This window comes from Streptomyces sp. CNZ301 (assembly GCF_004217425.1).
Genome location: NZ_SHLG01000001.1, coordinates 1,779,154 through 1,804,438 on the forward strand (window position 1 = coordinate 1,779,154; position 25,285 = coordinate 1,804,438).

Annotated in this window: 19 protein-coding genes, 2 tRNA genes and 1 pseudogene; 5 read left to right on the forward strand and 17 right to left on the reverse strand. The window is 71.8% G+C overall.

Annotated features, from left to right (window positions below; genetic code table 11):
- Positions 1-99 precede the first annotated feature (99 nt).
- Complete coding sequence (gene lepA / locus EV375_RS07800) at positions 100-1,977, reverse strand: translation elongation factor 4 (protein WP_130298804.1); 1,878 nt, start codon at positions 1,975-1,977, stop codon at positions 100-102.
- Positions 1,978-2,306: 329 nt separating this feature from the next.
- Here lepA and rpsT point away from each other — a divergent pair, with 329 nt between their 5' ends.
- On the forward strand, positions 2,307-2,573 hold the full coding sequence (gene rpsT / locus EV375_RS07805; RefSeq protein WP_130298805.1) for a 30S ribosomal protein S20: 267 nt from the start codon (positions 2,307-2,309) through the stop codon (positions 2,571-2,573).
- A 392-nt stretch (positions 2,574-2,965) separates the two neighbouring features.
- Here rpsT and holA read toward each other — a convergent pair whose 3' ends face one another.
- Positions 2,966-3,955 carry a DNA polymerase III subunit delta gene (holA, locus tag EV375_RS07810; protein WP_130298806.1) on the reverse strand — a complete coding sequence of 330 codons (990 nt, stop codon included), beginning with the start codon at positions 3,953-3,955 and terminating at the stop codon, positions 2,966-2,968.
- A 55-nt stretch (positions 3,956-4,010) separates the two neighbouring features.
- Here holA and EV375_RS07815 point away from each other — a divergent pair, with 55 nt between their 5' ends.
- Positions 4,011-4,259 (forward strand): hypothetical protein, encoded by a 249-nt coding sequence (locus EV375_RS07815; RefSeq protein ID WP_130298807.1) that lies wholly within the window; start codon positions 4,011-4,013, stop codon positions 4,257-4,259.
- A 462-nt stretch (positions 4,260-4,721) separates the two neighbouring features.
- Here EV375_RS07815 and EV375_RS07820 read toward each other — a convergent pair whose 3' ends face one another.
- The 6 genes from EV375_RS07820 to EV375_RS07845 all read right to left on the reverse strand — a co-directional run bounded on the left by EV375_RS07820 (position 4,722) and on the right by EV375_RS07845 (position 14,208).
- Positions 4,722-7,427 (reverse strand): ComEC/Rec2 family competence protein, encoded by a 2,706-nt coding sequence (locus EV375_RS07820; RefSeq protein WP_165434696.1) that lies wholly within the window; start codon positions 7,425-7,427, stop codon positions 4,722-4,724.
- On the reverse strand, positions 7,424-8,089 hold the full coding sequence (locus EV375_RS29615; protein WP_486588354.1) for a ComEA family DNA-binding protein: 666 nt from the start codon (positions 8,087-8,089) through the stop codon (positions 7,424-7,426). The genes EV375_RS07820 and EV375_RS29615 overlap by 4 nt, the downstream gene beginning before the upstream one ends.
- An 847-nt stretch (positions 8,090-8,936) precedes the next feature.
- Complete coding sequence (locus EV375_RS07830) at positions 8,937-9,794, reverse strand: DegV family protein (RefSeq protein WP_130298809.1); 858 nt, start codon at positions 9,792-9,794, stop codon at positions 8,937-8,939.
- 20 nt (positions 9,795-9,814) lie between these two features.
- Positions 9,815-10,474 carry a hypothetical protein gene (locus EV375_RS07835; RefSeq protein ID WP_207228014.1) on the reverse strand — a complete coding sequence of 220 codons (660 nt, stop codon included), beginning with the start codon at positions 10,472-10,474 and terminating at the stop codon, positions 9,815-9,817.
- Positions 10,475-10,689: 215 nt separating this feature from the next.
- Positions 10,690-13,560, reverse strand: a complete 2,871-nt coding sequence (leuS, locus tag EV375_RS07840) for a leucine--tRNA ligase (protein WP_130298810.1) — start codon at positions 13,558-13,560, stop codon at positions 10,690-10,692.
- Positions 13,561-14,135: 575 nt separating this feature from the next.
- Positions 14,136-14,208 (reverse strand) — tRNA-Ala (locus EV375_RS07845).
- 207 nt (positions 14,209-14,415) lie between these two features.
- On the opposite strand from EV375_RS07845, the gene EV375_RS07850 reads away from it, so the two are divergent.
- Positions 14,416-15,804: a glycosyltransferase family protein gene (locus EV375_RS07850; RefSeq protein WP_486588355.1), complete on the forward strand. Its 1,389-nt coding sequence runs from the start codon at positions 14,416-14,418 to the stop codon at positions 15,802-15,804.
- A gap of 18 nt (positions 15,805-15,822) precedes the next feature.
- Here the strand turns inward: EV375_RS07850 and EV375_RS07855 are convergent, their stop codons facing one another.
- From EV375_RS07855 to EV375_RS29060, 7 genes are all read right to left on the reverse strand, one after another.
- Complete coding sequence (locus EV375_RS07855; RefSeq protein WP_028435094.1) at positions 15,823-16,056, reverse strand: hypothetical protein; 234 nt, start codon at positions 16,054-16,056, stop codon at positions 15,823-15,825.
- Positions 16,057-16,948: 892 nt separating this feature from the next.
- A tRNA-Ala gene (locus EV375_RS07865) sits at positions 16,949-17,021 on the reverse strand.
- A 137-nt stretch (positions 17,022-17,158) separates the two neighbouring features.
- Entirely contained in the window at positions 17,159-17,833 is a 675-nt protein-coding gene (locus EV375_RS07870) for a histidine phosphatase family protein (RefSeq protein ID WP_130298812.1), read from the reverse strand.
- Positions 17,830-18,339: an RsfS/YbeB/iojap family protein gene (gene rsfS, locus EV375_RS07875; protein ID WP_486588356.1), complete on the reverse strand. Its 510-nt coding sequence runs from the start codon at positions 18,337-18,339 to the stop codon at positions 17,830-17,832. The genes EV375_RS07870 and rsfS overlap by 4 nt, the downstream gene beginning before the upstream one ends.
- A gap of 77 nt (positions 18,340-18,416) precedes the next feature.
- The gene (locus EV375_RS07880; RefSeq protein ID WP_130298813.1) at positions 18,417-20,138 is read right to left on the reverse strand and encodes an LCP family protein; all 1,722 of its coding nucleotides are present in this window, start codon (positions 20,136-20,138) and stop codon (positions 18,417-18,419) included.
- On the reverse strand, positions 20,135-20,764 hold the full coding sequence (gene nadD / locus EV375_RS07885; RefSeq protein WP_130298814.1) for a nicotinate-nucleotide adenylyltransferase: 630 nt from the start codon (positions 20,762-20,764) through the stop codon (positions 20,135-20,137). The genes EV375_RS07880 and nadD overlap by 4 nt, the downstream gene beginning before the upstream one ends.
- A 133-nt stretch (positions 20,765-20,897) precedes the next feature.
- Positions 20,898-21,065, reverse strand: a complete 168-nt coding sequence (locus EV375_RS29060) for a hypothetical protein (protein WP_165434697.1) — start codon at positions 21,063-21,065, stop codon at positions 20,898-20,900.
- Between the two features lie 377 nt (positions 21,066-21,442).
- Between EV375_RS29060 and EV375_RS07890 the strand changes: the two genes are divergently transcribed.
- Positions 21,443-22,546, forward strand: coding sequence for a M48 family metallopeptidase (locus EV375_RS07890; RefSeq protein ID WP_130298815.1), 1,104 nt, complete (start codon positions 21,443-21,445; stop codon positions 22,544-22,546).
- A 180-nt stretch (positions 22,547-22,726) separates the two neighbouring features.
- On the opposite strand, the gene EV375_RS07895 is transcribed toward EV375_RS07890, so the two are convergent.
- A complete protein-coding gene (locus EV375_RS07895) occupies positions 22,727-23,764 on the reverse strand; it encodes an NAD(P)/FAD-dependent oxidoreductase (RefSeq protein ID WP_486588357.1) in 1,038 nt (345 codons plus the stop codon).
- Between EV375_RS07895 and EV375_RS07900 the strand changes: the two are divergent.
- Positions 23,730-23,982, forward strand: a pseudogene (locus EV375_RS07900) (leucine zipper domain-containing protein); the annotation flags it as partial. The gene EV375_RS07895 and the pseudogene EV375_RS07900 sit on opposite strands and share 35 nt — an antisense overlap.
- Positions 23,983-23,994: 12 nt before the next feature.
- On the opposite strand, the gene EV375_RS07905 reads toward EV375_RS07900, so the two are convergent.
- Positions 23,995-25,158 (reverse strand): SCO2583 family membrane protein, encoded by a 1,164-nt coding sequence (locus tag EV375_RS07905; RefSeq protein WP_130298816.1) that lies wholly within the window; start codon positions 25,156-25,158, stop codon positions 23,995-23,997.
- Between the last annotated feature and the right edge of the window lie 127 nt (positions 25,159-25,285).

The following is a 25,285-nucleotide window of genomic DNA, read 5'->3' on the forward strand; positions in this document are numbered from 1 at the left end:
CAGGCTCCCCAGGAAACACAGAGAGACGGGCCGCGAACGGCCCGTCTCACCCTGTTTCTTCGTCTTTTCCGGGCAGCTCGAGTAGCCCTTTCGTTATTTTTATTTCTTCGCTTTGGCGCCCTCGGCCCCGGGCCCCGCGCTGTCGGTCGAGAGCGCGGCGATGAATGCCTCCTGCGGCACCTCGACGCGGCCCACGACCTTCATCCGCTTCTTGCCTTCCTTCTGCTTCTCCAGAAGCTTCCGCTTGCGGGAGATGTCACCGCCGTAGCACTTCGCGAGCACGTCCTTGCGGATCGCGCGGACGGTCTCACGCGCGATGACGCGGGCCCCGATGGCCGCCTGGATGGGCACCTCGAACTGCTGGCGCGGAATGAGCTCGCGCAGCTTGTTCGCCATGCGGGAGCCGTAGGAGTACGCCTTGTCCTTGTGGACGATCGCCGAGAACGCGTCGACCTGGTCGCCCTGGAGCAGGATGTCGACCTTGACCAGGTCGGCCGTCTGCTCGCCGGTCGGCTCGTAGTCGAGCGAGGCGTAGCCGCGGGTACGGGACTTCAGAGCGTCGAAGAAGTCGAAGACGATCTCCGCGAGCGGGAGGGTGTACCGCAACTCGACGCGGTCCTCCGAGAGGTAGTCCATGCCCTGGAGGCTGCCGCGCCGGGACTGGCACAACTCCATGATCGCGCCGACGAATTCGCTGGGCGCGATCAGCGTGGCCCGTACGACCGGCTCGTGCACCCTGTCGATCTTGCCGGTGGGGAACTCGCTGGGGTTGGTGACCTGGTGCTCGGTGCCGTCCTCCATCTCCACTCGGTAGACGACGTTGGGAGCGGTGGCGATGAGGTCGAGATCGAACTCCCGCTCCAGACGCGCCCGGATCACCTCCAGGTGCAGCAGCCCGAGGAAGCCCACGCGGAAGCCGAAGCCGAGCGCGACGGAGTTCTCCGGCTCGTACGTCAGCGCCGCGTCGTTGAGCTGGAGCTTGTCCAGAGCGTCGCGCAGCTCCGGGTAGTCGGAGCCATCCAGCGGATACAGGCCGGAGAAGACCATGGGCTTCGGGTCCTTGTACCCGGGCAGCGCCTGCTCGGCTCCCTTGGTGAAGCTGGTCACGGTGTCGCCGACCTTGGACTGGCGCACGTCCTTCACACCGGTGATCAGATAGCCGACCTCACCGACGCCCAGGCCGTCGGCCGCCGTCATCTCCGGCGAGTTGGTGCCGATCTCCAGCAGCTCGTGGGTCGCGTTCGTCGACATCATGCGGATGCGCTCGCGCTTGCCCAGCTGACCGTCGACGACCTTGATGTACGTAACGACACCACGGTACGCGTCGTACACCGAGTCGAAGATCATCGCGCGGGCGGGCGCCTTGGCGTCACCGACGGGCTGCGGCACCTGCCGGACCACCTCGTCCAGCAGCTCCTTCACACCCTCGCCGGTCTTCGCGGAGACCTTCAGCACGTCCTCCACCTCGCAGCCGATGAGGTGCGCGAGCTCCGCGGCGAACTTCTCGGGCTGGGCCGCCGGAAGGTCGATCTTGTTCAGCACGGGGATGATCGTGAGGTCGTGCTCCATCGCCAGATACAGGTTGGCGAGCGTCTGCGCTTCGATCCCCTGAGCCGCGTCGACCAGCAGGACGCACCCCTCGCACGCGGCGAGCGACCGGGAGACCTCGTAGGTGAAGTCGACGTGGCCCGGGGTGTCGATCATGTTCAGGATGTGCGGGGTGTCCTCGGCCCCCGTCGGCGCCCAGGGCATGCGCACGGCCTGCGACTTGATCGTGATGCCGCGCTCACGCTCGATGTCCATGCGGTCGAGGTACTGCGCACGCATCTGCCGGTCGTCGACGATGCCGGTCAGCTGGAGCATGCGGTCGGCGAGCGTCGACTTGCCGTGGTCGATGTGCGCGATGATGCAGAAGTTACGGATCAGCGCCGGGTCGGTGCGGCTCGGCTCCGGCACGTTCGAAGGGGTCGCGGGCACGCGGGGTCCTGTCGGGTCTGTCGGGGGTCGGCGGGAAGGGCCTCCGTGAGGCTCTTCGGGAAGCTCTCGTACGATTTCGCAGCCCCCATGGTCCCATGCGCGCGCGGTACGGACCGGATTGGGAGGCCACGGAGCCTGCTGGTAGCCTGACCGACTGTGCCTCGTGCGCTCTGCGGCCGGCCGGGCTGATCACTCTCATCACGCGGATCACGCCGGTCCCGGCCTCCGCGAATGTTCCGGACGCGGTGCCGGGTCGAAGCCGGCGCCCGCAGCAGAAGCTCACGGTGGCACTGAAGGCACCATCACCGAACCCGTAAAGGCTCTTTTTCGTGGCGAACATCAAGTCCCAGATCAAGCGGATCAGGACCAACGAGAAGGCGCGTCAGCGCAACAAGGCGGTCAAGTCGGAGATCAAGACGGCGATCCGCCGCACTCACGAGGCCGTCGCCGCCGGCGACGCGGCGAAGGCCACCGAGGCCCGCCGCACCGCCGACCGCAAGCTCGACAAGGCCGTCAGCAAGGGCGTGCTGCACAAGAACAACGCGGCGAACAAGAAGTCCGCGCTCGCCAAGCACGTCTCCGCCCTCAAGGGCTGACAGCCTCACCGCCGGTGCGGGTCCCACGGGCCCTCTCACTCCGTTCCGCACCGGCTGCTCACAGCGTGCACGGGCTCCGCGGACGTTCTACTGCGTCCACGGACCTCACGGTGTGATCCACGCGCCGCACGCGGCCTGCGTTCGCCACGCGGGTGCGGCGCGGAGATCGCTTCGCGATCACGTACTGAACCGACGAAGGTCCCGCGGACGCTTTCCCCGGCGTCCACGGGACCTTCGCGGCGTTTCAGCGGGGTTCGGCGGCGCTCGGCGGTGTTTCGGCGGCGTTCAGGGTGTGTACGGCAAGGGGCCGGTGCGGGCCGGAGAGCCGGGCGGTGGAAGCAGCCAGGCGGCGAGCGGTGGAGCGCCCGCACGGCTGGGCGCACGGCGGCGGGTCAACGTGAGCGGGCGGCCTCGGCGACGGCGAGCACCGCCTGCTCCAGCGCGTACTCCGGGTCGTCGCCGCCGCCCTTGACCGCCTCGTCGGCTGCCGCAACCGCGCGCAGTGCGGTGGAGACTCCGTCCGCCGACCAGCCGCGCATCTGCTGACGGACCCTGTCGACCTTCCACGGCGGCATGCCCAGTTCCCGCGCCAGGTCGCCCGCGCGCATGCCGCGAGGCGCGGAGGCGAGCTTGCCGATGCCGCGCACACCTTGCGCCAGCGCGCTGGTGATCAGCACCGGGGCGACGCCGGTCGCCATCGCCCAGCGCAACGTCTCCAGCGCTTCCGCCGCACGGCCCTCCACGGCACGGTCGGCGACGGCGAAGCCGGAGGCCTCGGCCCGCCCTGTGTAGTAGCGAGCGACGACCGCCTCGTCGATGGTGCCCTCGATGTCCGCCACCAACTGGGAGCAGGCGGAGGAAAGTTCACGCAGATCGCTCCCCACGGCATCCACGAGAGCCTGGGCCGCCTCCGGGGTCGCCGACCTGCCGAGCCCGCGGAACTCGCCCCTTACGAACGCGAGCCGGTCGGCCGGCTTGGTCAGCTTGGCGCAGGCAACCTCGCGCGCACCGGCCTTGCGCGCCGCGTCGAGCAGCCCCTTGCCCTTGGCGCCGCCGGCGTGCAGGAGGACGAGCGTGATCTCCTCGGCGGGGGAGGCGAGATACGCCTTCACATCCTTGACGGACTCCGCGGAGAGGTCATGCGAGCCGTGCACGGCGACGACCTTGCGCTCCGCGAAGAGGGACGGGCTGGTCAGCTCGGCGAGCGTGCCCGGCTGGAGGTCCGCGGAGGCGAGCTCGCGCACATCGGTGTCGGGGTCGGCCGCGCGTGCCGCGGCCACCACCTCCCGCACCGCACGCTCCAGCAGCAGCTCCTCCTGCCCCACCGCGAGCGTGACAGGGGTCAGGGGGTCGTCCGTCGTCTTCTTCCGCGTGCCAGCCATCGCCGAACAGCATCCCACGGCGCACCGACACTCCTGTCCGGAGCAGAATGCCGGTGTGACGGACGTACGACACATCCTGGTGCTGCCCGACCGCGACGCGGCCGAAGAGGTCGCTGAGGAGGTGACCCGGCGCTTCGAGGGACCGCACGGGGAACCGCAGCTGGTGCGGGAAGCGCTCGCGGGAGAGGACGACGCCGAGGACGCCCAGTGGCTGGTGGTGCTCGAGGCCCCGCAGGGCCGGTACGACCCGAAGCTGCTGGACGTGCTCGCGGACGAGTACGACGGCTGGCTGGAGTGGGACTGACCGGCCTCTCAGACGGAAGGCCGGACGGGCAGGCACAGACCGGGGCCCGGAGGCCGGACGGACAGGGACCGGTGGATCGGGGCCGGTGGATCGGGCCGGTGGATCGGGCCGGTGGATCGGGACCGGTAGTCGGGGGCCCGGGCCGGTGGACCGCTCCGGGTCCGGTGAGGCGGTGGACCGGGGCAGGTCCGGTGAGGTGGGTGGACCGGGGCAGCTCCGGCGGACCACTCCCCGGGCCTGCCCCTCCCCCGCCGGTTTTCTTGGCCGGGTCCGGGGACCGGTGGCCCCCTCCCCGCCCGTGAGCGGACCCCTCCCCCGCCCGGCGGTCCGCTCACGGGCGGGTGGTCCAGGGCTGGTGTGGGGCCGGTCGTCCGGGCCCGGTGATCGGCCCGGAGGCATGCGGGGACCGCGCCCCGCGCCCCGCTGTCGGGGCGTGCGGCGCTCCGCACCCGGTCCCGCAGGTCACCCGCCGGGCAAGGGAGGCGAACGGGGCACCGCAGGTGCGTCGTCCGTCGCGCGCTCCGTCACCACGGCCGTTGTCCCCTCTTCGCCCCCGCCGGCGCCTCCTCGTATTCGCGAGCCCGTCACCGCCAGCGCGCCACTGCGGTCCGTCCGGCGCACCAGGGCCCCCACGGCGCGCAGCGCGGCGACGGTACGGGGCGCGGGGTGGCCGTACGGGTTGTCCGGGCCGCAGCTGATCAGGGCGATGCGGGGGCGCAGCCGCGCCAGCAGCCGGGGGTCCTGATAGGCGGAGCCGTGGTGGGCGACCTTCAGCACGTCCACGGAGGGAAGCGCCGGGTACGCCGCCAACAGACCGCTCTGCGCGGCTGGTTCGAGATCTCCGGGAAGCAGCAGCGACAGGTCGCCGCTGCGGAAGAGCAGGGTGATGCTGGCATCGTTGGCGCCCTCGGACTGGAGGGCGCCCGGCGCGGGCCCCGGCGGCCCGGGCCACAGGGCCTGCCAGGACAGCTCCCCCACGCGCCGGCGTTCACCCGCCGTCGAGCCGATGACGCGGACTCCGGCACGCGCGGCCGTGCGGCGCACGAACTCCGCTTGGCCGGGCGGTTCTTCGAGGGTCGTGGTCTGGATCGCTCCGATGCTCCTGCCCTTGAGTACACCGGGAAGTCCCGCGACGTGGTCCGCATGGAAGTGGGTCAGTACGACGAGCGGAACCGAGGTGACACCGAGCGTGCGCAGGCACCGGTCGACCGCCGCCGGATCCGGGCCCGCGTCGACGACCACCGCCGTGTGCGCCTTCCCCGTCGCCAGCGCGAGCGCGTCGCCCTGTCCGACGTCGCACGCCACGAGCCTCCACCCGGACGGCGGCCAGCCCGTCAACGGCCGTACGAGCGGCACCGGACGCACCACCGCCAGCAGCATGAGCAGCACGCACGCCGCGCACAGCCAGGGATGTCCCAGCGGCGTCGGCAGCTCTGCCCTCCTGCCCAGCAGCAGCACGGCGGCGGTGAGCGCCGCGAGCAGCAGCGCACCCGTCCAGCTGCCGGGCCAGCCGATCTCCGCCCCCGGCAGGCCGGCTCCCGTGCGTGCGAGGGCGGCGATGCCCTCGGCGGGCCAACCCGCCAGCCACGCCAGCGACTTGGCGACCGGCATCGCGACCGGGGCCGCGGCCAGGGCCGCGAAGCCGAGCACGGTCGCGGGAGCGACGGCGAACTCCGCGAGAAGGTTGCACGGTACGGCGACGAGGCTGACGTGCGACGCCAGCACCACCACCACCGGCGCACATACGACCTGTGCGGCGGCGGCCGCCGCGAGAGCCTCCGCAAGGCGCCCGTTCATCCCCCTGCGCCGCAGCACACAACTCCAGCGCGGAGCGAGCGTGAGCAGCGCGCCGGTGGCCAGTACCGACAGCAGGAAGCCGAAGTCGAGCGCGAGCCGGGGGTCGTGCAGCACGAGCAGCAGCACCACGGCGGCCAGCGCGGGCAGCAGGGTGCGCCGCCTCCCCGTGACGAGGGCGACCAGAGTGATCAGCCCGCAGCCGGCCGCCCGTATGACGCTCGGCTCCGGACGGCAGACGACGACGAAGGCCAGCGTGACCAGCGCACCGAGGACGGCGGTGACCCGCAGGGAGACGCCCAGTCGCGGTGCGAGGCCACGCCGCTCCGCGAGATGGGCGGTCCCCGGCGGTCCGATGAGCACCGCGAGCATGATCGTGAGGTTCGCGCCGCTCACCGCAAGCAGGTGCGTCATGTCCGTGACGCGGAAGGCCTCCTCCAGGTCCGGCCGCAGCCGTGACGTGTCGCCCACGACCAGTCCCGGCAGCAGGCCGCGCGCGTCCCCGCGGAGGTCGTCGGCCGCTTCCCGCAGGCCCGCGCGGAGGTTGCCCGCTCCGCGCTGAAGGTCCGTGGGGCCGCGGACGACGGGTGGCGGCCCGTCGGCCCGCAGACGGACGACGGCGGCGACGTCCTCCCCGTGCCCCGCGTTCAGGGGCGCCGCGAGCCGCGCCTCGGCCCTCAGGCCCGTCGAGGGCAGAAGCCGTTGCCACCGCTTGGGCGGCGGCCCGTCCCGCTGCTGGACGATGACGAGTACCGGCGTGCGCACGGTGCGGTCGACTGGCCCGGGCGGCGTGCCGCGGACCGGCCCCGCGGAGGGCCGGGCCGTGACGCGGGTGGCCTCGGCCCGGAAGAGCAGGGCTCCCGGGGTCTGCTGGGCGCCACGCACCCGCGGCCGGAGCCGCCGCGGGTCCTCCTGCACGGTCAACTCCACTGTTGCCGTGACGTGTTGCTCGGCCAGCCGCGGCAGTGGTCCACGGCGCAGGTCCGCCGAGTGGAGCGCCGCGACCCCTCCCCCGGCGGCCGCGCAGAGCAGGGCCCCGGCGGCGGTGACGAGGACGGGAGAGCGGCTGCCCGGCCCCTCGCGGAAGCCGTTGCGGAGCCGCGGCAGACCCCCGGAAGGGCCCCCGGGGCTCCCGTGCCTCCGCCGCCCGCACCCCGCCCGCAGGAGCAGCAGAGCCGCTGCCAGCACGCATGCCGCCACCCCGGCGACGGACACGGCACCGGGCACGCCCCACGCCAGTGCCGCGGCGGCCCACGCGGCCAGCGCGAGCGGAACGAGCCGCAGGTCCGCGGCGTCCTCCTGCCGCCTCCGGGCCGTGATATCCCCAGCCGCCCCCGCCGCCCGGCTGCCGGTCGCGCAGAGGCCGCCGGTCATGGGCTCACCTTCGGCCGGATGTCGGCGAAGCGGCGGTCGCCGATGCCGTTGACCTCCTTGAGCTGGTCGACGGAGGTGAAGCCGCCGTGCTGCTCCCGGTACTCCACGATGTGCTGCGCGAGGACGGGACCGACGCCGGGAAGCGTCTCCAACTGCTCCGACGTCGCCGAGCTGAGGCTCACAAGCCCTCCCGGCGGAGCGCCACCGGCACCCGCCCCGGCTGCCGGCCCGCCGCTCACGTCCCCGCCGGTACCACCACCGCCCGGCCCGGGCCGGGCGCCGCCTCCCGCGGAGGGGCCCCCGGCGACGATCTGCTCCCCGTCGACGACGCGCCGGGCCCGGTTGAGCCCGCTGACGTCGGTGCCGGGGCGGACGCCGCCGGCAGCCTTCAGCGCGTCGGCGACCCGGGCACCGTTCGGCAACTTGTAGATGCCGGGCCTGCGTACCTTGCCGGCGACGTCCACCACGAGCCGCCCGCCGGGCAGTTGGCCCCGGACTCTCGCCGCCTCCCCCGCACGTCCCGCGGGGCCCTGCCCGTCCGGCGCCGTGCCGGTGGGAGCCCGCTCCGCCGCAGGTGCCCGCACCGCCGCGGGGCGGCCCGTCCAGAAGTGGTGGACGGCGAATCCGACGGCGACGGCGAGCACGACAGCGAGGGCGAACAACGTCCTCGGCTCGATCCCGCAGCGCAGACGCACCCACAGCGGGAGCCGTTCGCACAGGGCGAGCCGGACCCTCCCCCACGCCCCCGGCGTCCCGGCCTCCCCCGCGGGCTCAGGCGCGTCCGCGGGCTCAGGCTCGGGCGCGGGCTCAGGCGCGGAGACCCCCGCCCCGGGCGCCGGCCGGTCACCCCCGAGCCCGCCGTCCCGGGCTTCCCGTGCGGCAGCGGCACTCGGGGCAGGTGACGAAGGACGCATGGCCGCGCGCCGGGCCCGGCTGCGCCGTACGGACTCCCGCGCGCTTGCCATGGCGGCGGCACGCGGCAGAACCACCGCGCCCGGCGTGCCGCAAGCGCCGGGCGCCGGAGGATCGAGACCCGTGCCACCGCCGGGGCCGCTGCTCCCGGACACCGTCTCGCCCTTCGCCGCACCCTCCGTGCCGGCATCGGCGAGCAGCGAGGCGGCCCGGGCCCCGGGCAGGCAGGGCAGCGCGTCAGCTGTGGTCGTGCCCCCTGCCCCCGGCCGGGCGTCGCCCGCGCGTCCGGCCCGCGAGGCATGACCCCCCGGGCCGCCGGGTCGCCGAGTGGAATCCGATGAAGCTCCTGCACCTGCCGGGAAGCCCGGCCGGCTCCGGGACCGGTGACGGGCTCGCCGACGCGCCCGGGCGCCGGCGTCCGCGGGAACAGGAGCCCTGCGCTGATGACGGCCGGCCTTGTGACGGGAAGCAGGACGAGGACGGGGGACGAGACGAGATCGGGCGCTCATGCCGTCAGACGCTAGAGACCGTCACCGCCCGCATGTGATCTTGCTCAATTCCCGGGGACAACCTGCCAGTTGTGGATACCGGCGTCACTCACTTCAGCGACACGACCGTGCCCAGCAGCCCCGGCCCGGTATGCGCCCCGATCACGGCGCCCACCTCGCTCACATGCATCTCCCCCAGCCCCGGCACCCGTTCACGCAGGTGCTCGGCAAGCTGGTCGGCGCGCTCCTGCGCCGCGAGGTGGTGCACGGCGATGTCGACGTTCGCGTCACCCGCCCTCTCCACCACGATCTCTTCCAGCCGGGCGATCGCCTTCGAAGCCGTCCGCACCTTCTCCAGCATCTCGATCCGTCCGTCCGCCAGCTGAAGGAGCGGCTTGACGGCCAGCGCCGAGCCCAGGAGCTTCTGCGCGGCACCGATACGGCCGCCGCGGCGCAGATAGTCGAGGGTGTCGACGTAGAAGTAGGCGGAGATCCCCTCGGCCCGCTTCTCCGCGGCCGCCACCGCCTCGTCGAGGGAGCCGCCACCCTCGGCGGTACGGGCCGCCTCCAGCGCGCAGAACCCCAGGGCCATGGCCACCACGCCGCTGTCCACCACCCGCACCGGCACCGGCGCCTCGCGGGCGGCCACGACGGCCGCGTCGTAGGTCCCGCTGATCTCGCTGGACAGGTGCAGCGAGACGATTCCCTCCGCGCCCGCCTCCGCCGCGGCCCGGTACCGCTCCGCGAAGACCGCGGGGCTCGGCCTCGACGTCGTCACCGGGCGCCTCTCGCGCAGCGCCTCGGCCAGCGAACGCGCCGAGATCTCGTTGCCCTCCTCCAGGGCCCTGTCCCCGAGCACCACGGTCAGCGGCACGATGTCGATCCTGTGCCGCGTCAGGGCCGACGCCGGGAGATAGGCCGTCGAATCGGTGACGATCGCGACCTGGCTTGAGGTGGTGCGGGACATGGAGGGAGGCTACCGCCGTCTCAGGAGGCGCTCTGCGGACGGCCCTTCTCGATGCGCCCCTTCTCGATGCCGGGCGGCGCATCGCCGCGCTGCGGCTCCGCACCCGCCTCGACCTCACGGCCGGCGGGCGTGCCCTCCCCGTGCCAGTGGCGCAGCGCTCCCGACTCGATCTCGATCTGCTCACGCAGCGCACCCAGGGCCTCGGAGTCGTACCGGCTGGCACGCTCCTGCGCCGCGAAGCGCAGCGAGTCCGCGGACTCCTTGATCCGTGCGACGCGTTCACGGACTTCCGGCATGAGGGCGGCGGTGCGTGCCTTGTCGGGCTCACGCTCCATCAGCAGCTGCATCTCTCCGTCGAGCTGCCGCGCGTGCTCGTGCAGACGGTCGAGGAGACCGAGCGCCTCCTGGAGGGACGGGTCGCGCGAGATGTCCGACTCCAGGGCCCGGCGCGTGCCGTCGATGGATGTGCGCAGCTCCAGTCGCCTTCGCGCGAGCTCGCCGACCGGGCCGGGCTGGGCGCTCCTCGCCCGCAGCGTCGTCTCCTCGACCGTCCGGCGCACCTGGGTGCCCGTACGTTCGACGCCGCGCTGCACGGCTCGCGTCATGCGCACCGCGGCGATGACGCCGAAGGTCACGAAGAGCACGAAAAGCAGCGCCAGAACGCCGATGACGAATTCCACGAGCGAGCTCCTTCATCCGTCCACCACGGTCCGTCTTTCTCCAGCCTAAACGGACCCGCCGGGCCGGGCGTTCCACGAGTCCCTGACCCACCCCTCGCCCGGCCCGTAGGGGACGGCCGTGGAGGAGGCTTGCGAGGCGGCCGGACGGGACAGCCGCGGGGCCCGATACGACGCAGACGCGTCTTGCCGCCCGGGCCCCGGGGTGTGGAACGGGCTCAGCCCGGAACCACGTTCACCAGCTTCGGTGCCCGCACGATCACCTTCCGGATTCCCGCACCGCCCAGCGCACCGACGATCGCCGGCTCGGCCAGCGCCTGTGCCTCCAGGTCGGCCTCCGAGATGGACGGGGAGACCTCCAGCCGCGCCTTGACCTTGCCCTTCACCTGCACCACGCAGGTCACGGTCTCGTCGACCAGGTAAGCGGGGTCGGCGACGGGGAAGTCCTCGTACACGACGCTCTCTTCGTGACCCAGCCTCCGCCACAGCTCCTCGGCGACGTGCGGCGCCAGCGGGGCGATCAGCAGCAGCATCTGCTCGGCCACCGAGCGCGGCACCTCACGCACCTTGGTGACGTGGTTGTTCAACTCGGTGATCTTCGCGATGGCCGTGTTGAAGCGCAGCGCCGCCATGTCCTGGGTGACGCCGTCGATCGCCTTGTGCAGCGCGCGCAGCGTCTCCTCGTCCGGCTCCGCGTCGACGACGGTGACCTCGCCGGTCGCCTCGTCGACCACGTTGCGCCACAGGCGCTGCAGCAGCCGGTACTGGCCGACGACGGCGCGCGTGTCCCAGGGCCGCGACACGTCCAGGGGGCCCATCGCCATCTCGTACAGACGCAGCGTGTCCGCGCCGTACTCGGCGCACATCTCGTCCGGTGTGACCGCGTTCTTCAGGGACTTGCCCATCTTCCCCAGCAGCCGGCTCACACGCTCGCCGCCGTGGAAGTACTCGCCGTCGGCCTCCTCCACCTCGGCGGCCGGCACGGCGATGCCGCGGCTGTCGCGGTAGACGTACGCCTGGATCATGCCCTGGTTGTACAGCTTGTGGAACGGCTCGGCCGACGAGACGTGCCCCAGGTCGTACAGCACCTTCGACCAGAAACGCGCGTACAGCAGGTGCAGCACCGCGTGTTCGGCTCCGCCGACGTACAGATCGACACCGCCGTGCGGCATCCCCTCGCGGGGGCCCATCCAGTAGCGCTCGACTCCGGGGTCGACCAGCTGCTCGCGGTTGTTCGGGTCCAGGTAGCGCAGCTCGTACCAGCACGAACCCGCCCAGTTGGGCATGGTGTTGGTCTCGCGGCGGAAGCGGCGCGGGCCCTTGCCGTCGCCCAGGTCGAGGGTGACGTTGACCCATTCCTCGTTGCGCGACAGCGGCGTCTCGGGAACGGTGTCGGCGTCGTCGGGCTCGAATGTCCGCGGTGAGTAGTCGTCGACCTCGGGCAGTTGCAGCGGCAGCATCGACTCGGGCAGCGAGTGCGCGACGCCTTCCTCGTCGTAGATGATCGGGAAGGGCTCGCCCCAGTACCGCTGGCGGCTGAACAGCCAGTCACGCAGGCGGTAGTTGACGGTGCCGGCGCCGATGCCCCTGCTCTCCAGCCATTCGGTGATCCTGGCCTTGGCCTCGGTCACGCCCAGACCGTCCAGGGAGACTTCACCGGACGAGTTGACGATCCTCGCGTCGTAGGAAACGAATGCCTCGTCCCACCGGTCGGTGTCCGTGCCACGGCCGTCGGAGGGCTCCACCACGCACCGCATGGGCAGTTCGAAGGCGCGCGCGAAGGCGAAGTCGCGGTGATCGTGCGCCGGGACGGCCATGATCGCGCCGGTGCCGTAGCCCATCAGCACGTAGTCGGCGATGAAGACGGGCACCCGCTCGCCGTTGACGGGGTTCGTGGCGTAGGCGCCGGTGAAGACGCCGGTCTTGTCCTTGGCCTCGGCCTGCCGCTCGACGTCGGACTTCGAGGCGGCCTGCGCACGGTAGGCGGCGACGGCAGCGGCGGGGTCGGCGTGACCGCCGGTCCACACCTCGTGGGTGCCCTCGGGCCATTCCACGGGCACGACGCTGTCGACCAGGGGATGTTCGGGAGCCAGCACCATGTAGGTCGCGCCGAACAGGGTGTCCTGCCTGGTGGTGAAGATCTCGATCTTCTCGTCGCCCAGCGGGAATTCGACGCGGGCGCCCTCGCTCCGCCCGATCCAGTTGCGCTGCTGCAGCTTGATCGCCTCGGGCCAGTCCAGGCCGTCCAGGTCGTCCAGCAGCCGGTCCGCGTAGGCGGTGATGCGCATGTTCCACTGGCGCAACTCCGCCTTGAAGACGGGGTAGTTGCCACGCTCGGAGCGCCCCTCCGCCGTGACCTCCTCGTTCGCCAGCACGGTGCCCAGCCCGGGGCACCAGTTGACGGGAGCGTCGGATGCGTACGCCAGCCGGTACTCGCCCAGCACCTCGGCCCGCTGCACATCGTTCAGTTCGTCCCAGCGCCCGAATCCCTCAGGCGTCTCGCGCTCGCCCGACGCGAACTGGTCAATGAGTGTTCCGATCGGACGGGCCTTGTCCGCCTCGGGGTCGTACCAGGAGTTGAAGATCTGCAGGAAGATCCACTGGGTCCACTTGTAGTAGTCCGGGTCGATCGTGGCGAAGCCGCGTCGCTGGTCGTGGCCCAGGCCCAGGCGGCGCAGCTGCGCCTTCATCTGGACGATGTTGGCCTCGGTCGACGTCCGCGGGTGCGTGCCGGTCTGCACCGCGTACTGCTCGGCGGGGAGGCCGAAGGCGTCGAAGCCCAGCGTGTGCAGGACGTTGTGCCCGGTCATCCGCTGGAAGCGGGCGAAGACGTCCGTGGCGATGTACCCCAGCGGGTGACCCACGTGCAGGCCCGCACCCGAGGGGTACGGAAACATGTCCATGATGAACTTCTTGGGCCTGGCCACCGTCGCGGGGTCGCCGGCGAGGTCACCGTCACCGGGATTCGGCGCCTCGTACGTGCCCTGCTTCTCCCAGAAGTCCTGCCAGCGCGCCTCGATGTCGGCGGCCAGCGCCGCCGTGTAGCGATGGGGAGCCGCGCTCTCCGCGGCGTTCGTCGTCTCGGTCATCGTCCTCAAAGCTCCATCGGTCGTCTCTGCCGAGCACAAATGAAAAATCCCCTCGCACAGGAGGGGACGCCGCGCCGATTCCGGTCCTTCCGGTCTTCTGACCCGGGGACAGGGACTGATCAGCGCGGCCGGCTAAGCAGAAGGCGTACGGCACGCATGCGGTCAGGGTACCGCAAGGCCTGTGCCGCGTCGTCCGCGATTCCCCCGGGCCCCTGGGCAGCGGTGACGTGTTTCACGGGCCCTTTCCGCCGCCGCCACGAAGTCCCGGCCCGAACCTTTGAGTTGTCGCCCGCCACCCTGGGCCCACCACGCCCTGGACCCCGAACCCCACCGACCCACGAGCCTCAACCAACGCTGCGCCGAGCTCGCGACCCCGCAAGACACCCACCCACCGCAACCACAACCGGGGGCACAGGGGGTGCCGGGGGCGAAGCCCCCGCCGGGGGGTGCCGGGGGCGCAGCCCCCGTCGGGGGTGCGGGTGGCGGAGCCCCCGCCCCGCGAGGCGAAGCCTCGCAAAAACAACGAGGGCGACCCGGTCCGCGCTTTCCGCGGACACAGATCACCCTCGAACTCGTGGAGCTAAGGAGAATCGAACTCCTGACCTCTTGCATGCCATGCAAGCGCTCTACCAACTGAGCTATAGCCCCAATACTGGTCCGCCGGGGGTTCGCCCCGCGGCGGCGTCGCCAACCTTACACGGCCTCTGCCACGTTCCGCCAAATCCGATTCCCGCCGCTTCTCGCGGTCCGACCGGCCCGTCCTGCCGCCGGGTACTGTCGACGCTCTCGCCCGTCATCCCGCCGCCGTCCGCCCGTGTTCCCGATGATCACGACTCCGGGGAGCCCGCACCCGCCGTGAGCGCACTGCAGCAGTCCGCACAGAGCCGGTCCCGTGGCCGCACCCCGCTGCCGGCCGCCGTACTGCGGCGTCCGGTGCTGATCGCTTGCGGTGTCTGCCTGGTCTCCTTCGCCGCGTTCTGGACGGCTCAGCGCGTGAGCGGGGTCTCCATGATCGACCTCATGGTCTACCGGGCGGAGGGCTGGACCGTCCGTACCGGTGGCGATCTGTACGCGATGCGCGCCACCTACGCGGATCTGCCCACTACGTATCCACCTTTCGCGGCACTGCTGTTCGTGCCGTTGACGCTGCTGGACGTCGCGCAGATGCGGACGTTGGGGACGGCGGGGAACCTCGTCCTGCTGGTGGCGGTGGTCCACCTGTCCGTTACGACCCTGCGCATGAGCGGGGGCCAGGCCGGTTCCTCCCGCTTCGCCGGTCTGCCGCGCCCGGCTGCCGTGCTGCTGATCTCGTCCGTCGCCGTGTGGTGCGAACCGGTGTGGACGACGCTGCGCTACGGGCAGATCAACCTGCTCGTGACGGCACTTGCGCTGTGGGACCTCTCGCGCCGCCCCGGTCACCGCTTCGCGGGCGCGGGCATCGGCCTCGCCGCGGGGATCAAGCTGACGCCTGCTCTTTTCGCGGTCTTCCTCGCGCTGTACGGAACGGTCCGGGCGATACGGGGCCTGCGCGCCGGCAGCGGGCCGGCGGCAGCCTGGAATCGCCAGCTGCGGCAATCCGCCGTCGCCGCGGGGTCGTTCGCAGGGACCGTGCTGCTGGGCGCGCTGGTCCTGCCGTACGACTCGCGGCGGTTCTGGTTCGACGTCCTCTTCCGGTCGGACCGCGTCGGGCATGCGGAGATCACCGACAACCAGTCGCTGCGCGGGGTCGCGGCCCGGCTGCTGCACACCGGTGATCCGGGGTGGCTCTGGCTCGCGACCGCTGCCCTGGTCGCCCTCTTCGGGCTGGCCGTCGCCGTCGCGGCGGCCTCGGCGGGGAGCCGGCGGCTGCCGTTCGCACCTGCGTGGGCGGCTCTCGCGTGCGCCTTCACCGCCCTGCTGGTGAGCCCCGTCTCGTGGTCGCACCACTGGGTGTGGTGCGTGCCTCTCGTGATGCTGCTGGGTGCCGAGGCGCTGGCGCGCGAACGGACCGCGTTGTGGCGGGCGTCGGCCGGGGCCGCGACGCTGCTGTTCTGTTCGTACGCGCTGTGGTGGGTGCCGCACGGCGAACCCGGTCCGGTGAAGCCGGAACTCCACCAGACGGCCGGGGAGATGGCTCTCTCGGCGCTTTATCCGGCCGGGGGCGTGGGCTTCCTGGTGCTGGCGGGCGTGCTGTCCGTGCGGGCGCTGCGCAGGCCGGCCCCGTACGAGCCGGAGGCCAACCCCGCCGCGTCACGGACAGGTTGATTGTCGGAGCCGGTGCCGTCAGGCGGTGACGAAGGAGTAGAAGCGCTTCAGGGTGCAGTGCTCGTCGAGCAGGCGGCCGTAGATGGGCTCTCCGTCCAACTCCCTGTAGGTTTCGATCGGATCGCCCTTTATGATCAGCGCCCGCGCGCAGTCCTCACACCAGAACTGGAACTCCGGGTTGACCGGCTCCATGTCGCGGACGACCGGCGTGCCGCTGCCACACCAGTCGCACTTCCGGCTGTGTGCGCCCATCAGTCATCAGCCCCAGCTGTGGCCGCAGGTCGTGCACACGTAGGAAACTCCTCCATTGTCGCCGAGCATCTGGGCAACGTCCGATGAACCGCATGCCGGACACAGCAACGTACGTGACGACGCCACTGCCGGGCCGGCATCGGGACCTGTGCGCGGGTGGACCGTTTGCCGACTGTCCTCGATGAGGACCTCTGCCGACATCGCACACGTCCCTCCCCTCGGCCTTCCCCCTCCGGCCATCACGATTCTGCCACGTTCTCCCACTGCTCAGGAGCCCTGGTCGGCGATAGTCGACGGACCGCGTGGTGGGGCCGAGCCTCGCAGAATCGACGGAGCCGGCTTCATTCCGGTTCCGGCCTGCGCCTCAACGCACATGCCCGCGGTGACGAACCTCGTAACCAAACACCCCGCAGGCCCCTGGATATTCCGGGTACGAACCCCACGGAAACCCCACATCTGTGCCCACGGCCGCCGCGAACCCCTTGTCCACCACCCGCTGTTGCGGACGACGAAGCCCCGCAACGCCGCAGAAGCCCCGGACCACCGACCCCTGCCACAACGGAGCAGCAGGGCCCCGAAGCCCCCGCCGAAAGAGCGCCCCAACCCCAACGGGGCCCGGGTACGAGGCCCGCAAGAGACCCACCCACCGCAACCACAACCGGCGGCGCCGGGGGCGAAGCCCCCGCCGAAAGAGCGCCCCAACCCCAACGGGGCCCGGGTACGAGGCCCGCAAGAGACCCACCCACCGCAACCACAACCAGGGGCGCCGGGGGCGAAGCCCCCGCCGGGGGTGCGGGTGGCGCAGCCCCCGCCCCGCGAGGCGAAGCCTCGCAAAAACAACGAGGGCGACCCGGTCCGCGCTTTCCGCGGACACAGATCACCCTCGAACTCGTGGAGCTAAGGAGAATCGAACTCCTGACCTCTTGCATGCCATGCAAGCGCTCTACCAACTGAGCTATAGCCCCGGGCAGTTCACGCACCCCCGGACGTCACGTACATCCGGCGGCCCCGCGAACGGGAGGAAGCGTAACCCGTGACCAGGCGGGATGGGAAATCAGCACACGACAACCTGCCGGGCCGCCGGCCGGGCAGGGCCCAGTCGTCAGTCGTCGTCCCCGAGGACCGGCTGCGGAAGCGTCCCCGCGTTGTGCTCCATCAGCCGCCAGCCGCGCAGGCCCTCACCCAGCACGGACCAGCAGCAGTTGGAGAGCCCGCCCAGCGCTTCCCATGTGTGGGGCACGAGGCCGAGCAGCCGTCCGATGGTCGTGCGGATGGTGCCGCCGTGGCTGACGACGACCAGCGTGCCTCCGGGCGGCAGCTTCTCCGCGGTCCGCTCGACGACGGGCGCGGCCCGGTCGGCGACCTCGGTCTCCAGTTCGCCGCCGCCGCGCCGCACCGGCTCTCCGCGCTTCCATGCCGCGTACTCGTCGCCGTACCGCTCGACGATCTCCTCGTGCGTGAGCCCCTGCCACGCGCCCGCGTACGTCTCGCGCAGCGCTTCGTCGTGTGTCACGTCGAGCCCTGTGATGGAGGCGAGTTCGGCGGCGGTGTCGGCGGTTCGGCGCAGGTCGGAGGCGAGGATCGCGTCCGGTCGCAGGCCGGCGAGCAGCCGGGCGGCGCGGCGCGCCTGTTCCAGGCCCTCCGGGGTCAGCTCGATGTCGGTGGAGCCCTGGAACCGGCGCTCGAGGTTCCACGCGGTCTGCCCGTGCCGCCAGAGGACGATCCTGCGGTCGCGGCGCGCGGTCTCCGCGGGGGTGACGGCCGGCTGCGCCGTCACCGCGTTCCTGCGCTTCCGTCCTGCCCGGACGCGGGCCCGCCCGGCGCGGAGGCGTCCGACCGGCCGTCGCCGGGGCCGTCACCGTCGGTCTCGCCGGCGGCCTCCCTCACCGCGTGCTCGCGGCCCTTGCCGTGCGTCGCCTTGGCGTCCTCCGGCAGGTCGATCTCGGGGCAGTCCTTCCAGAGCCGTTCCAGCGCGTAGAAGACCCGCTCCTCGCTGTGCTGAACGTGCACCACGATGTCGACGAAGTCGAGAAGGACCCATCGCCCGTCACGTTCGCCCTCGCGGCGGGCCGGCTTGACGCCCTCCTCCTTCAGCAGCCGCTCCTCGATCTCGTCGACGATGGCCTTGACCTGCCGGTCGTTGGGCGCGGAGGCGAGGAGGAAGGCGTCGGTGATGGCGAGGACATCGCTGACGTCGTAGGCGACGATGTCGTGCGCGAGCTTGTCCGCGGCCGCCTGGGCGGCGGCGTCGATCAGCTCGATGGAACGGTCAGTGGCGGTCACAGGCAAAGCTTTCGAATCGGGAAGCAGCGGTCATCTGTACGTATCAGCACCAGGATCTCACGACCGGCCGGGCGCTCTCACTCCTTGTAGTCCCGGCCCAGCACGACGCTCACATCCGCGTTCGCCGCACCCTTGCCCTTGCTTACCGCGTTCCCGGGCAGACCGAGGGTCTTGGCCACTTCCTGCGCCTTGGCCTTGAACTTGCCGTCGGAGTACGTGACCTGGGACCTCGCCTGCGCCTTGCTGCCGGCCCCGCCGTTGACGACGGTGTAGCCGCTGTTGACCAGCGCCGCGTTGGCCGTGTCGTCGCTGCCGCGCTTGCCGCTCGCGTTGACGATCTTCACCCTGGGTGCCGCGTCCGGGTCGGTGTTCTTGACCGTGCCGCCGAGTACCTGCTTCACCAGGCCGTCACTCGTGCGCTCGCTGAGCGTGCCGTTCGCCCTCACGGGCAGCACCTGCGTCCTGTACGCGCCGCCCTTCGCCTGGCTCGCCAGCTTCGCGAGGGACGCGCCCAGCTCGGGCTCCGGCAGCGACGGGTCGGGGATCTGGCCGAGGGTCTCCACGGTCCTCGTCGCCGCCTCGGGGTCGCTGGAGAGCTTCCGCAGCGTCTGGTGCATGACCTCGCCGAAGCGTTCCAGCTGACGCGTCTGCGGCTCGCCCCTGCCCCGGTGGGTCGCGTAGGCGACCGCGGCGCGCCCGTCGAGCGTCTGCGCTCTGCCACGCTTGACCAGCGGTTTGTCACCCTTCTTCTCACCGGGGACGGTGGCGTTCGCGTCGATCTTGATGCCGCCGACCAGCTCGACGAGGTTCTCCAGGTACGGGGTGTCCAGCCGCCAGCTGCCCTTGATGTCGGCGCCCAGGAGCGTCCCGAGGGCCTCCCTGGTCGGTGCCGTCCCCTCGTCCTCGACGGCCTTCGCCAGGGTGGTCGTGGTGCCGTTCTCGCCGGACACGGCGAGGGAGTTGGGGAGCAGCACGGTGTTGCCGCGCTTGGCGTCCGCGTTGTCCACGAGGAGCGCGGTCGAGCTGCCGCCGCCGTTCAGCGAGCGCAGATGCACGACGATCACGTCGCGCTGCTGGCCGGCCGCCGTGGCGGCACCGCCCCGGTCGCCGCCCAGGCCGGGCAGCTTGCCCGCGTACCAGAGGTATCCGACGCCGCCGGACGCGATCATGACGAGGACCACGACGAGGAGGACGACGCGGTTGCGGCCGCGGCGCTTGGCCTCCTCGCGGCGCTCTGTGCGGCTCTCACTGAACTTGAGCCAGTCGATGACGTCCTCGGAGTCGTCCGTGGGCTCCTCGACGAAGGAGAACTGCTCCGTGCGGTATCCCCCGTCGGGGGCCTGGCCCTGGCCGCCCGCCTGGGTGCCGGTGCCGGTCGCACCCGCACCCGCGCCCGCGCCCGCGCCCGCGCCCGCGCCCGCGGAAGGCTGCTGCTGCGGGATCCACTCCTGGTGGGTCTGCTGCTGCGTGTGCTGCTGGGTCTGCTGCTGCGGCGCCGGATTCTGCGGGTACGGCTGCGGCGCCCCCTGCTGCGTGCCGTACGCGCCGTAGCCCTCGTGCCCGCGGTACTCCTCGTGCCCGCCGCGTCCGTCGTAGCCGCCGCGCCCGTCATAGCCGTCGTATCCGTACCCTTGCGGCTCGGGCTGCCCCGGCTGTGCGGACTGCTGCCCGTACGGTCCGCTCTCCTCGTAGCCGTAGACGGGCTGGCCGTGCTCGTCGTAGCCGAGGAACCGCGGCTCTCCGGGCCGCTGCCCGCCCTGCTGCTGCCCGTACGGGTCGTATCCGTAGCGTTCGTTCATGTCCGGGACGCCTCCTCGTCCCCGTACAGCCCCCGCTTGTTGATGTAGCGCACGACGCCGTCCGGGACCAGATACCAGACCGGGTCTCCCCGACTGACCCGCGCACGGCAGTCCGTCGAGGAGATGGAAAGCGCCGGGACCTCCACCAGCGACACCCCGCCGTCCGGCAGGCCCGGGTCGGTCAGCGCGTGCCCGGGCCGCGTGACGCCGATGAAGTGGGCCAGGGAGAACAGCTCGTCGGCGTCGCGCCAGCCCAGGATCTGGGCGAGGGCGTCCGCGCCGGTGATGAAGAAGAGATCCGTCTCCGGGTTGGCGGCTCTCAGATCACGCAGTGTGTCGATGGTGTAGGTGCGGCCGCCGCGGTCGATGTCGATGCGGCTGACCGAGAACTGCGGGTTGGAGGCCGTCGCGATGACCGTCATCAGATAGCGGTCCTCGGCCGGCGATACCTGCTGGTGACTCTTCTGCCACGGCTGTCCGGTCGGAACGAAGACGACTTCGTCGAGGTGGAAGCGCGTGGCCACCTCACTGGCGGCGACGAGGTGCCCGTGGTGGATCGGGTCGAACGTCCCGCCCATCACTCCCAGCCGCCGCTTGCCGGTGCCGGGCACTATGTCCTCTCCCATGCGAGCCGACCTTATCCCCTCGGTCCGCGCTCCGCTGCTCCGCCTGTACGACGCACAGGCCGCGGCCGCACCGCCGCGCGGCGGCGTCCCGGGGGCCACCGGAGCTCCGGGACGGCGGCGAACCGCGTGGAGGTCAGCGGTCCCGGTTGAAGCGGGTGGTGATCCACAGCAGCAGAAGCAGAGCCAGCAGCGCCCCGCCACCGGTGATGAAGGGGAGCACGGGGTCGTGGTCGCCTCCGTGCTCGCCGCCCTCGGAGGCCAGGACGGCGAAGGCGTGGTGGGCGGTGCTGGGAAGCGTCATCTCGGCAGGACCTATCCACGTGTGGGCCGGACAGTACGTTGTGTGCTGCACATCGTATGCGGGGGCCGCCGGCGCTCCGACGCCACCTCTCGGTTCCCCTCCCGCGCCCGGATCCGCTCCGCTCACGGTTCCGTCCGCGGCTGGGCAACTCGGCCCGGATCCCCGCAACTCCGGCCCCGCGTCCCGGTGTGTCCCAGTCGTCCCTCCGGCCACGCAACCTTCCGGAGCCCGGTGACGTCTCCTCCCGACATCCGGGGTTTCCCGCAGGGCGCGTTCGCCCCGCGATTCCGGTTCCGATCGCCCGGGCCCATTCCCGGACAGGCCCTAGGCTGACCTCAATCCACCGCGAACGGTGACGAAGCGACAGGGGGAACGCGATGAGCGACACCACAGGCACCGAGCGGCTGCCCGGCCGCAACCGGCGCCGCTTCCCCGGGATCTCCTCCCGGGCGTACGAACACCCCTCGGACCGCTCGGCGCTCGTCGCGCTGCGCAGGCTGAGCGGTTTCGACTCGGTATTCAAGGCACTGAGCGGCCTCGTGACCGAGCGCAGCCTGAGGCTGCTCTTCCTCGCCAACTCGGTGCGCGTCAACGACGACCAGTTCGCGCATCTCAACTCGATGCTGCGGGACGCCTGTTACATACTGGACCTGGAGAAGGTCCCGCCGATGTACGTCAGTCAGGACCCGAATCCGAACGCGATGTGCATCGGGCTCGACGCGCCCGTCATCGTCGTCACCACCGGCCTCGTCGAGCTGCTGGACGAGGAGGAGATGCGGGCCGTCATCGGCCACGAGGTGGGCCACGCGCTGTCGGGGCACTCGGTCTACCGCACCATACTGCTCTTCCTGACCAGTCTCGCGGTCAAGGTCGCGTGGATCCCGCTGGGCAACGTCGCGATCATGGCGATCGTGACGGCGCTGCGCGAATGGTTCCGCAAGTCGGAGCTGTCGGCGGACCGTGCGGGGCTGCTCGTCGGGCAGGATCTGCAGGCTTCACTGCGGGGGTTGATGAAGCTCGCGGGCGGCAACCACCTGCACGAGATGAACGTGGACTCCTTCCTCGCGCAGGCCGAGGAGTACGAGTCGGGCGGCGACATCCGCGACTCCGTGCTGAAGATCATGAATGTGCTGCCGCGCAGCCACCCCTTCACGGCTGTGCGTGCGGCCGAGTTGAAGCGGTGGGCGGAGAGCCGTGACTACCAGCGGATCATGGACGGCCACTACGACCGGCGTGAGGACGACAAGCAGACATCCGTGTCCGACTCGTTCAAGCAGTCGGCCGGCCACTACACCGAGTCGTTCAAGAACAGCAAGGACCCGCTGGTGGGTCTCGTCCGCGACATCGCCGGCGGTGCCGGCGACCTGGGCGGCAAGCTGCGCGACACCTTCACCGGAAGGAACAGCGGAAGCAGCGACGGCAACGGCAACGGCAGCAGCGGTGGCAGCAACGGCAACTCCGGCGGCGACAGCCCCGGTTAGGACGACGCGGGCCGGAGCCTCCGCCGGCACGGGCCGGCCCGCGGAGGTCCGTACTGGCCCTGCCCGTCGTGAACGCGACCGGCAGGGCCAGGGCGCCTCTCCCGGACCTGCGCGGTTCGGGCTGTGATTCTCGCGCTCACCTAACGCGGCGGCGTTGCCCTCGGCGCCGTCGTCACCTGGCTACGTGCTTTGCGGGTCGCGCCCCTGGAAGCGGTCGAGACGGCAGCCCGCCAGCGCCGGATCGACGGCGCCGTCGACCAGCTCCCGCGCGACCAGGCGGCCCACTGCCGGGGCGAGCGTGACCGCGGAGTGCAGCACCGCCGCGTAGAGGCCGGGCACCGGGGCGACCGGGCCGACGATCGGCTCGCCGTCGGCCGGCATGGGGCGTACGCCGACCCTGGTGCTCAGCAGGTCGGCGTTCTCGGCGCCGCGGAAGGTGGACCGGACGGCGGCGAGAGTCCGTTCGGGCGAGTCTGCGGCGGCGAGCAGCCGGTCCGCGGCGACCTGCCGGAGATCGAAGTCCCGGTTGTTGACCACGGTGCGGACCAGACCGGCCGGAGCGCGGAACTGGAAGAGCGTCGCCGGCGACGGGTCGACCGGGACGCGTATGCCGAGGGGCGCGCCCAGCGCGGCCGTGGCCGCCCCCGCCGCGAGCACCACGGTCTCTCCGGAGAGGGGACCTGCGGCCGTCTCCACCCCGACGACCCGACCTGCGGCGTCCCGGCTGACCGCGGTGACGGGGGTGTCCGGACGGACCCGGGCGCCGTGGGCGCGGGCACCCTCGACGAGCCGCTCGGTCACGCCCACCGGGTCGACGGCGCCGTCACCGGGTGCCCAGACGGCCCACTCCGGGGGCTGCCGCAGGGCGGGCTCGAGCGCCGCCACTGTGGCCGCGTCCACAATCTCCTGCCCGGGCGCCACCTCCGGCGCACCGTCCGCCGCCCCCCAGGACAGAGAGCCGGACCAGGTCACCGGGAGTCCCGGCAGCTCGGCCTCGAGCCGGTGGTACTCCTCCGCCGCGGTCACCCGCAGCGCGGCTGCTGGACCGCTGCGTACGCCGGACGGCCCGAGCCCGATCCAGGCGAACGAGTCCGCCGTCACGCCGGCGCCCGGCCGGCCGGCGTCGACGAGGGTCACGACGGCTCCGGCCCGGGCGGCGTGATAGGCGACCGAGGCGCCGACGATGCCGGCGCCGACGACCACCAGGTCCCTGCTCACCGCCGGCTCAGCACCTTTGACGACGTTTCTGCCCTCTCGACGCGTCCTGTCCGGCTGCCCGGTCGCGCACGTGGCCGCGGCGATGGGGATCTCCCGCGCTGCGGCGCACAAGTGGGCCGCAGCCGGCGCCAGGAGGGCGAAGCAGGATCGCACGACCGCTCCAGCCGCCGCATGCGACACCGCACCGGACTGCTGCCGTCGTGGAAACCCGGGTGTGCATCCAGTCGCCCCTAGTCGTCCTTCTTCGCGGCCGGGCTCGGCTGTGAGCTCGTGGAGAGCAGACCGCACAGCGAGGCCGAGGACCGGCCGCGCGCGTACGGGTCGGTGCCGGCCGCACCGTCGTCCTTGGCCTTCTCACCGGCCAGCAACGGGGCCAGCGCGTCCGACATGTCGGCGGAGCACGGCAGCGGCCCGGCCCTCATCGAGACCTGGAGCACGCTCAGTTGCTGGCGCCGCAGGTCCTCGCGGTCGACCTGGAAACGCACTTCGCGCCGCACCGTGAACAACGACGAATTGTCCGCCGCCTTCTCGTCCTTCCCCTCGTCCGCCGCCCGCACCGCGTAGACGAAGACGTGGTCCGCGACGACTTCCAGTGCGTCGGGGCCAGCCTCCTGAACGGTCATGGAGCCGTTGACCCGGATCCGCGCGTCGGCGAGCGCCGTCTTCGACGGGTCGAAGCGGACCATCCAGCCCGTCGCGGAGTGCCGCCCGTCGTTGCGCGGGTGGTCCATGCTCTGGTCGAACTGCTCGTGCTGCACCGGGTCGAGCAGTATCCGCACGTCCCGGAAGGTGTTGCCGCTGAGCACGGACGGGTCGAGCGAGCTGGTGACGATGTACTCCTTCGCCGCCGTGAGCGCCGAGAGCACTTGGCTGTCGGAGAAGTGCCGCGTGCGGCGCGCGGGCGGCAGCGTCACACCGTCGGCGCCGGCGCGGAACTGGGCGGCCGGACTGTGCTCGAAGAGATCGGCGGGCGCGGCGCCCGGCACCGCGTCGCGGGGCGCCAGGGGAAGCAGCGCGTTGCGCATGGGTTCGGCGGGCGGATCGGGCGGCGCCTGGTACGGGTTGCGGATTCCCATGTAGATCGCCGTGCCGAAGGCGAGGACGATCAGCAGCACCAGGACGATGCCCTGCCGTGAGGCGGTGATGGAGCCCCGCTGGTAAGTGCCGCCGTGGTCCTCGTCGGTGGCCTCGCCCGCGGACGGGAGGACACGGTTGCGTACGGCCGCGTGCTCCTCGTCCTCCATGCGCTCACGCGCGGAGAACTCCTGGAGCCGCGCAGCCTTGATGAACGACTCGTCGAAGACGACGGATCGGTAATCGTCTCGGTACTCGTCGTCGCCGCCCCCGGAGGCGTCGTCGGGGGTTCCCTCTGGGGGATTGCCTCGCCCGGCCATACCAACAGAGTAGGTCCGCCCGGCTGTACGTAAACGCTCCCGTGCGGCGACAACCCGGCGGATACGCGTGTTCGTGAACGCCTTGTCGCCCCGGCGTGACGAGCCGGTGACCATACGGCCCGCACGG

What these genes read in the sequence shown, in the direction of transcription:
- holA (WP_130298806.1), bottom strand. Translation starts at nt 3,955, where the DNA reads ATGGCTGGCACGCGGAAGAAGACGACGGACGACCCCCTGACCCCTGTC.
- EV375_RS07855 (WP_028435094.1), bottom strand. Translation starts at nt 16,056, where the DNA reads ATGGGCGCACACAGCCGGAAGTGCGACTGGTGTGGCAGCGGCACGCCG.
- leuS (WP_130298810.1), bottom strand. Translation starts at nt 13,560, where the DNA reads ATGACCGAGACGACGAACGCCGCGGAGAGCGCGGCTCCCCATCGCTAC.
- EV375_RS29060 (WP_165434697.1), bottom strand. Translation starts at nt 21,065, where the DNA reads ATGACGCTTCCCAGCACCGCCCACCACGCCTTCGCCGTCCTGGCCTCC.
- EV375_RS07890 (WP_130298815.1), top strand. Translation starts at nt 21,443, where the DNA reads ATGAGCGACACCACAGGCACCGAGCGGCTGCCCGGCCGCAACCGGCGC.
- EV375_RS07820 (WP_165434696.1), bottom strand. Translation starts at nt 7,427, where the DNA reads ATGACCGGCGGCCTCTGCGCGACCGGCAGCCGGGCGGCGGGGGCGGCT.
- EV375_RS07905 (WP_130298816.1), bottom strand. Translation starts at nt 25,158, where the DNA reads ATGGCCGGGCGAGGCAATCCCCCAGAGGGAACCCCCGACGACGCCTCC.
- EV375_RS07830 (WP_130298809.1), bottom strand. Translation starts at nt 9,794, where the DNA reads ATGTCCCGCACCACCTCAAGCCAGGTCGCGATCGTCACCGATTCGACG.
- nadD (WP_130298814.1), bottom strand. Translation starts at nt 20,764, where the DNA reads ATGGGAGAGGACATAGTGCCCGGCACCGGCAAGCGGCGGCTGGGAGTG.
- EV375_RS07880 (WP_130298813.1), bottom strand. Translation starts at nt 20,138, where the DNA reads ATGAACGAACGCTACGGATACGACCCGTACGGGCAGCAGCAGGGCGGG.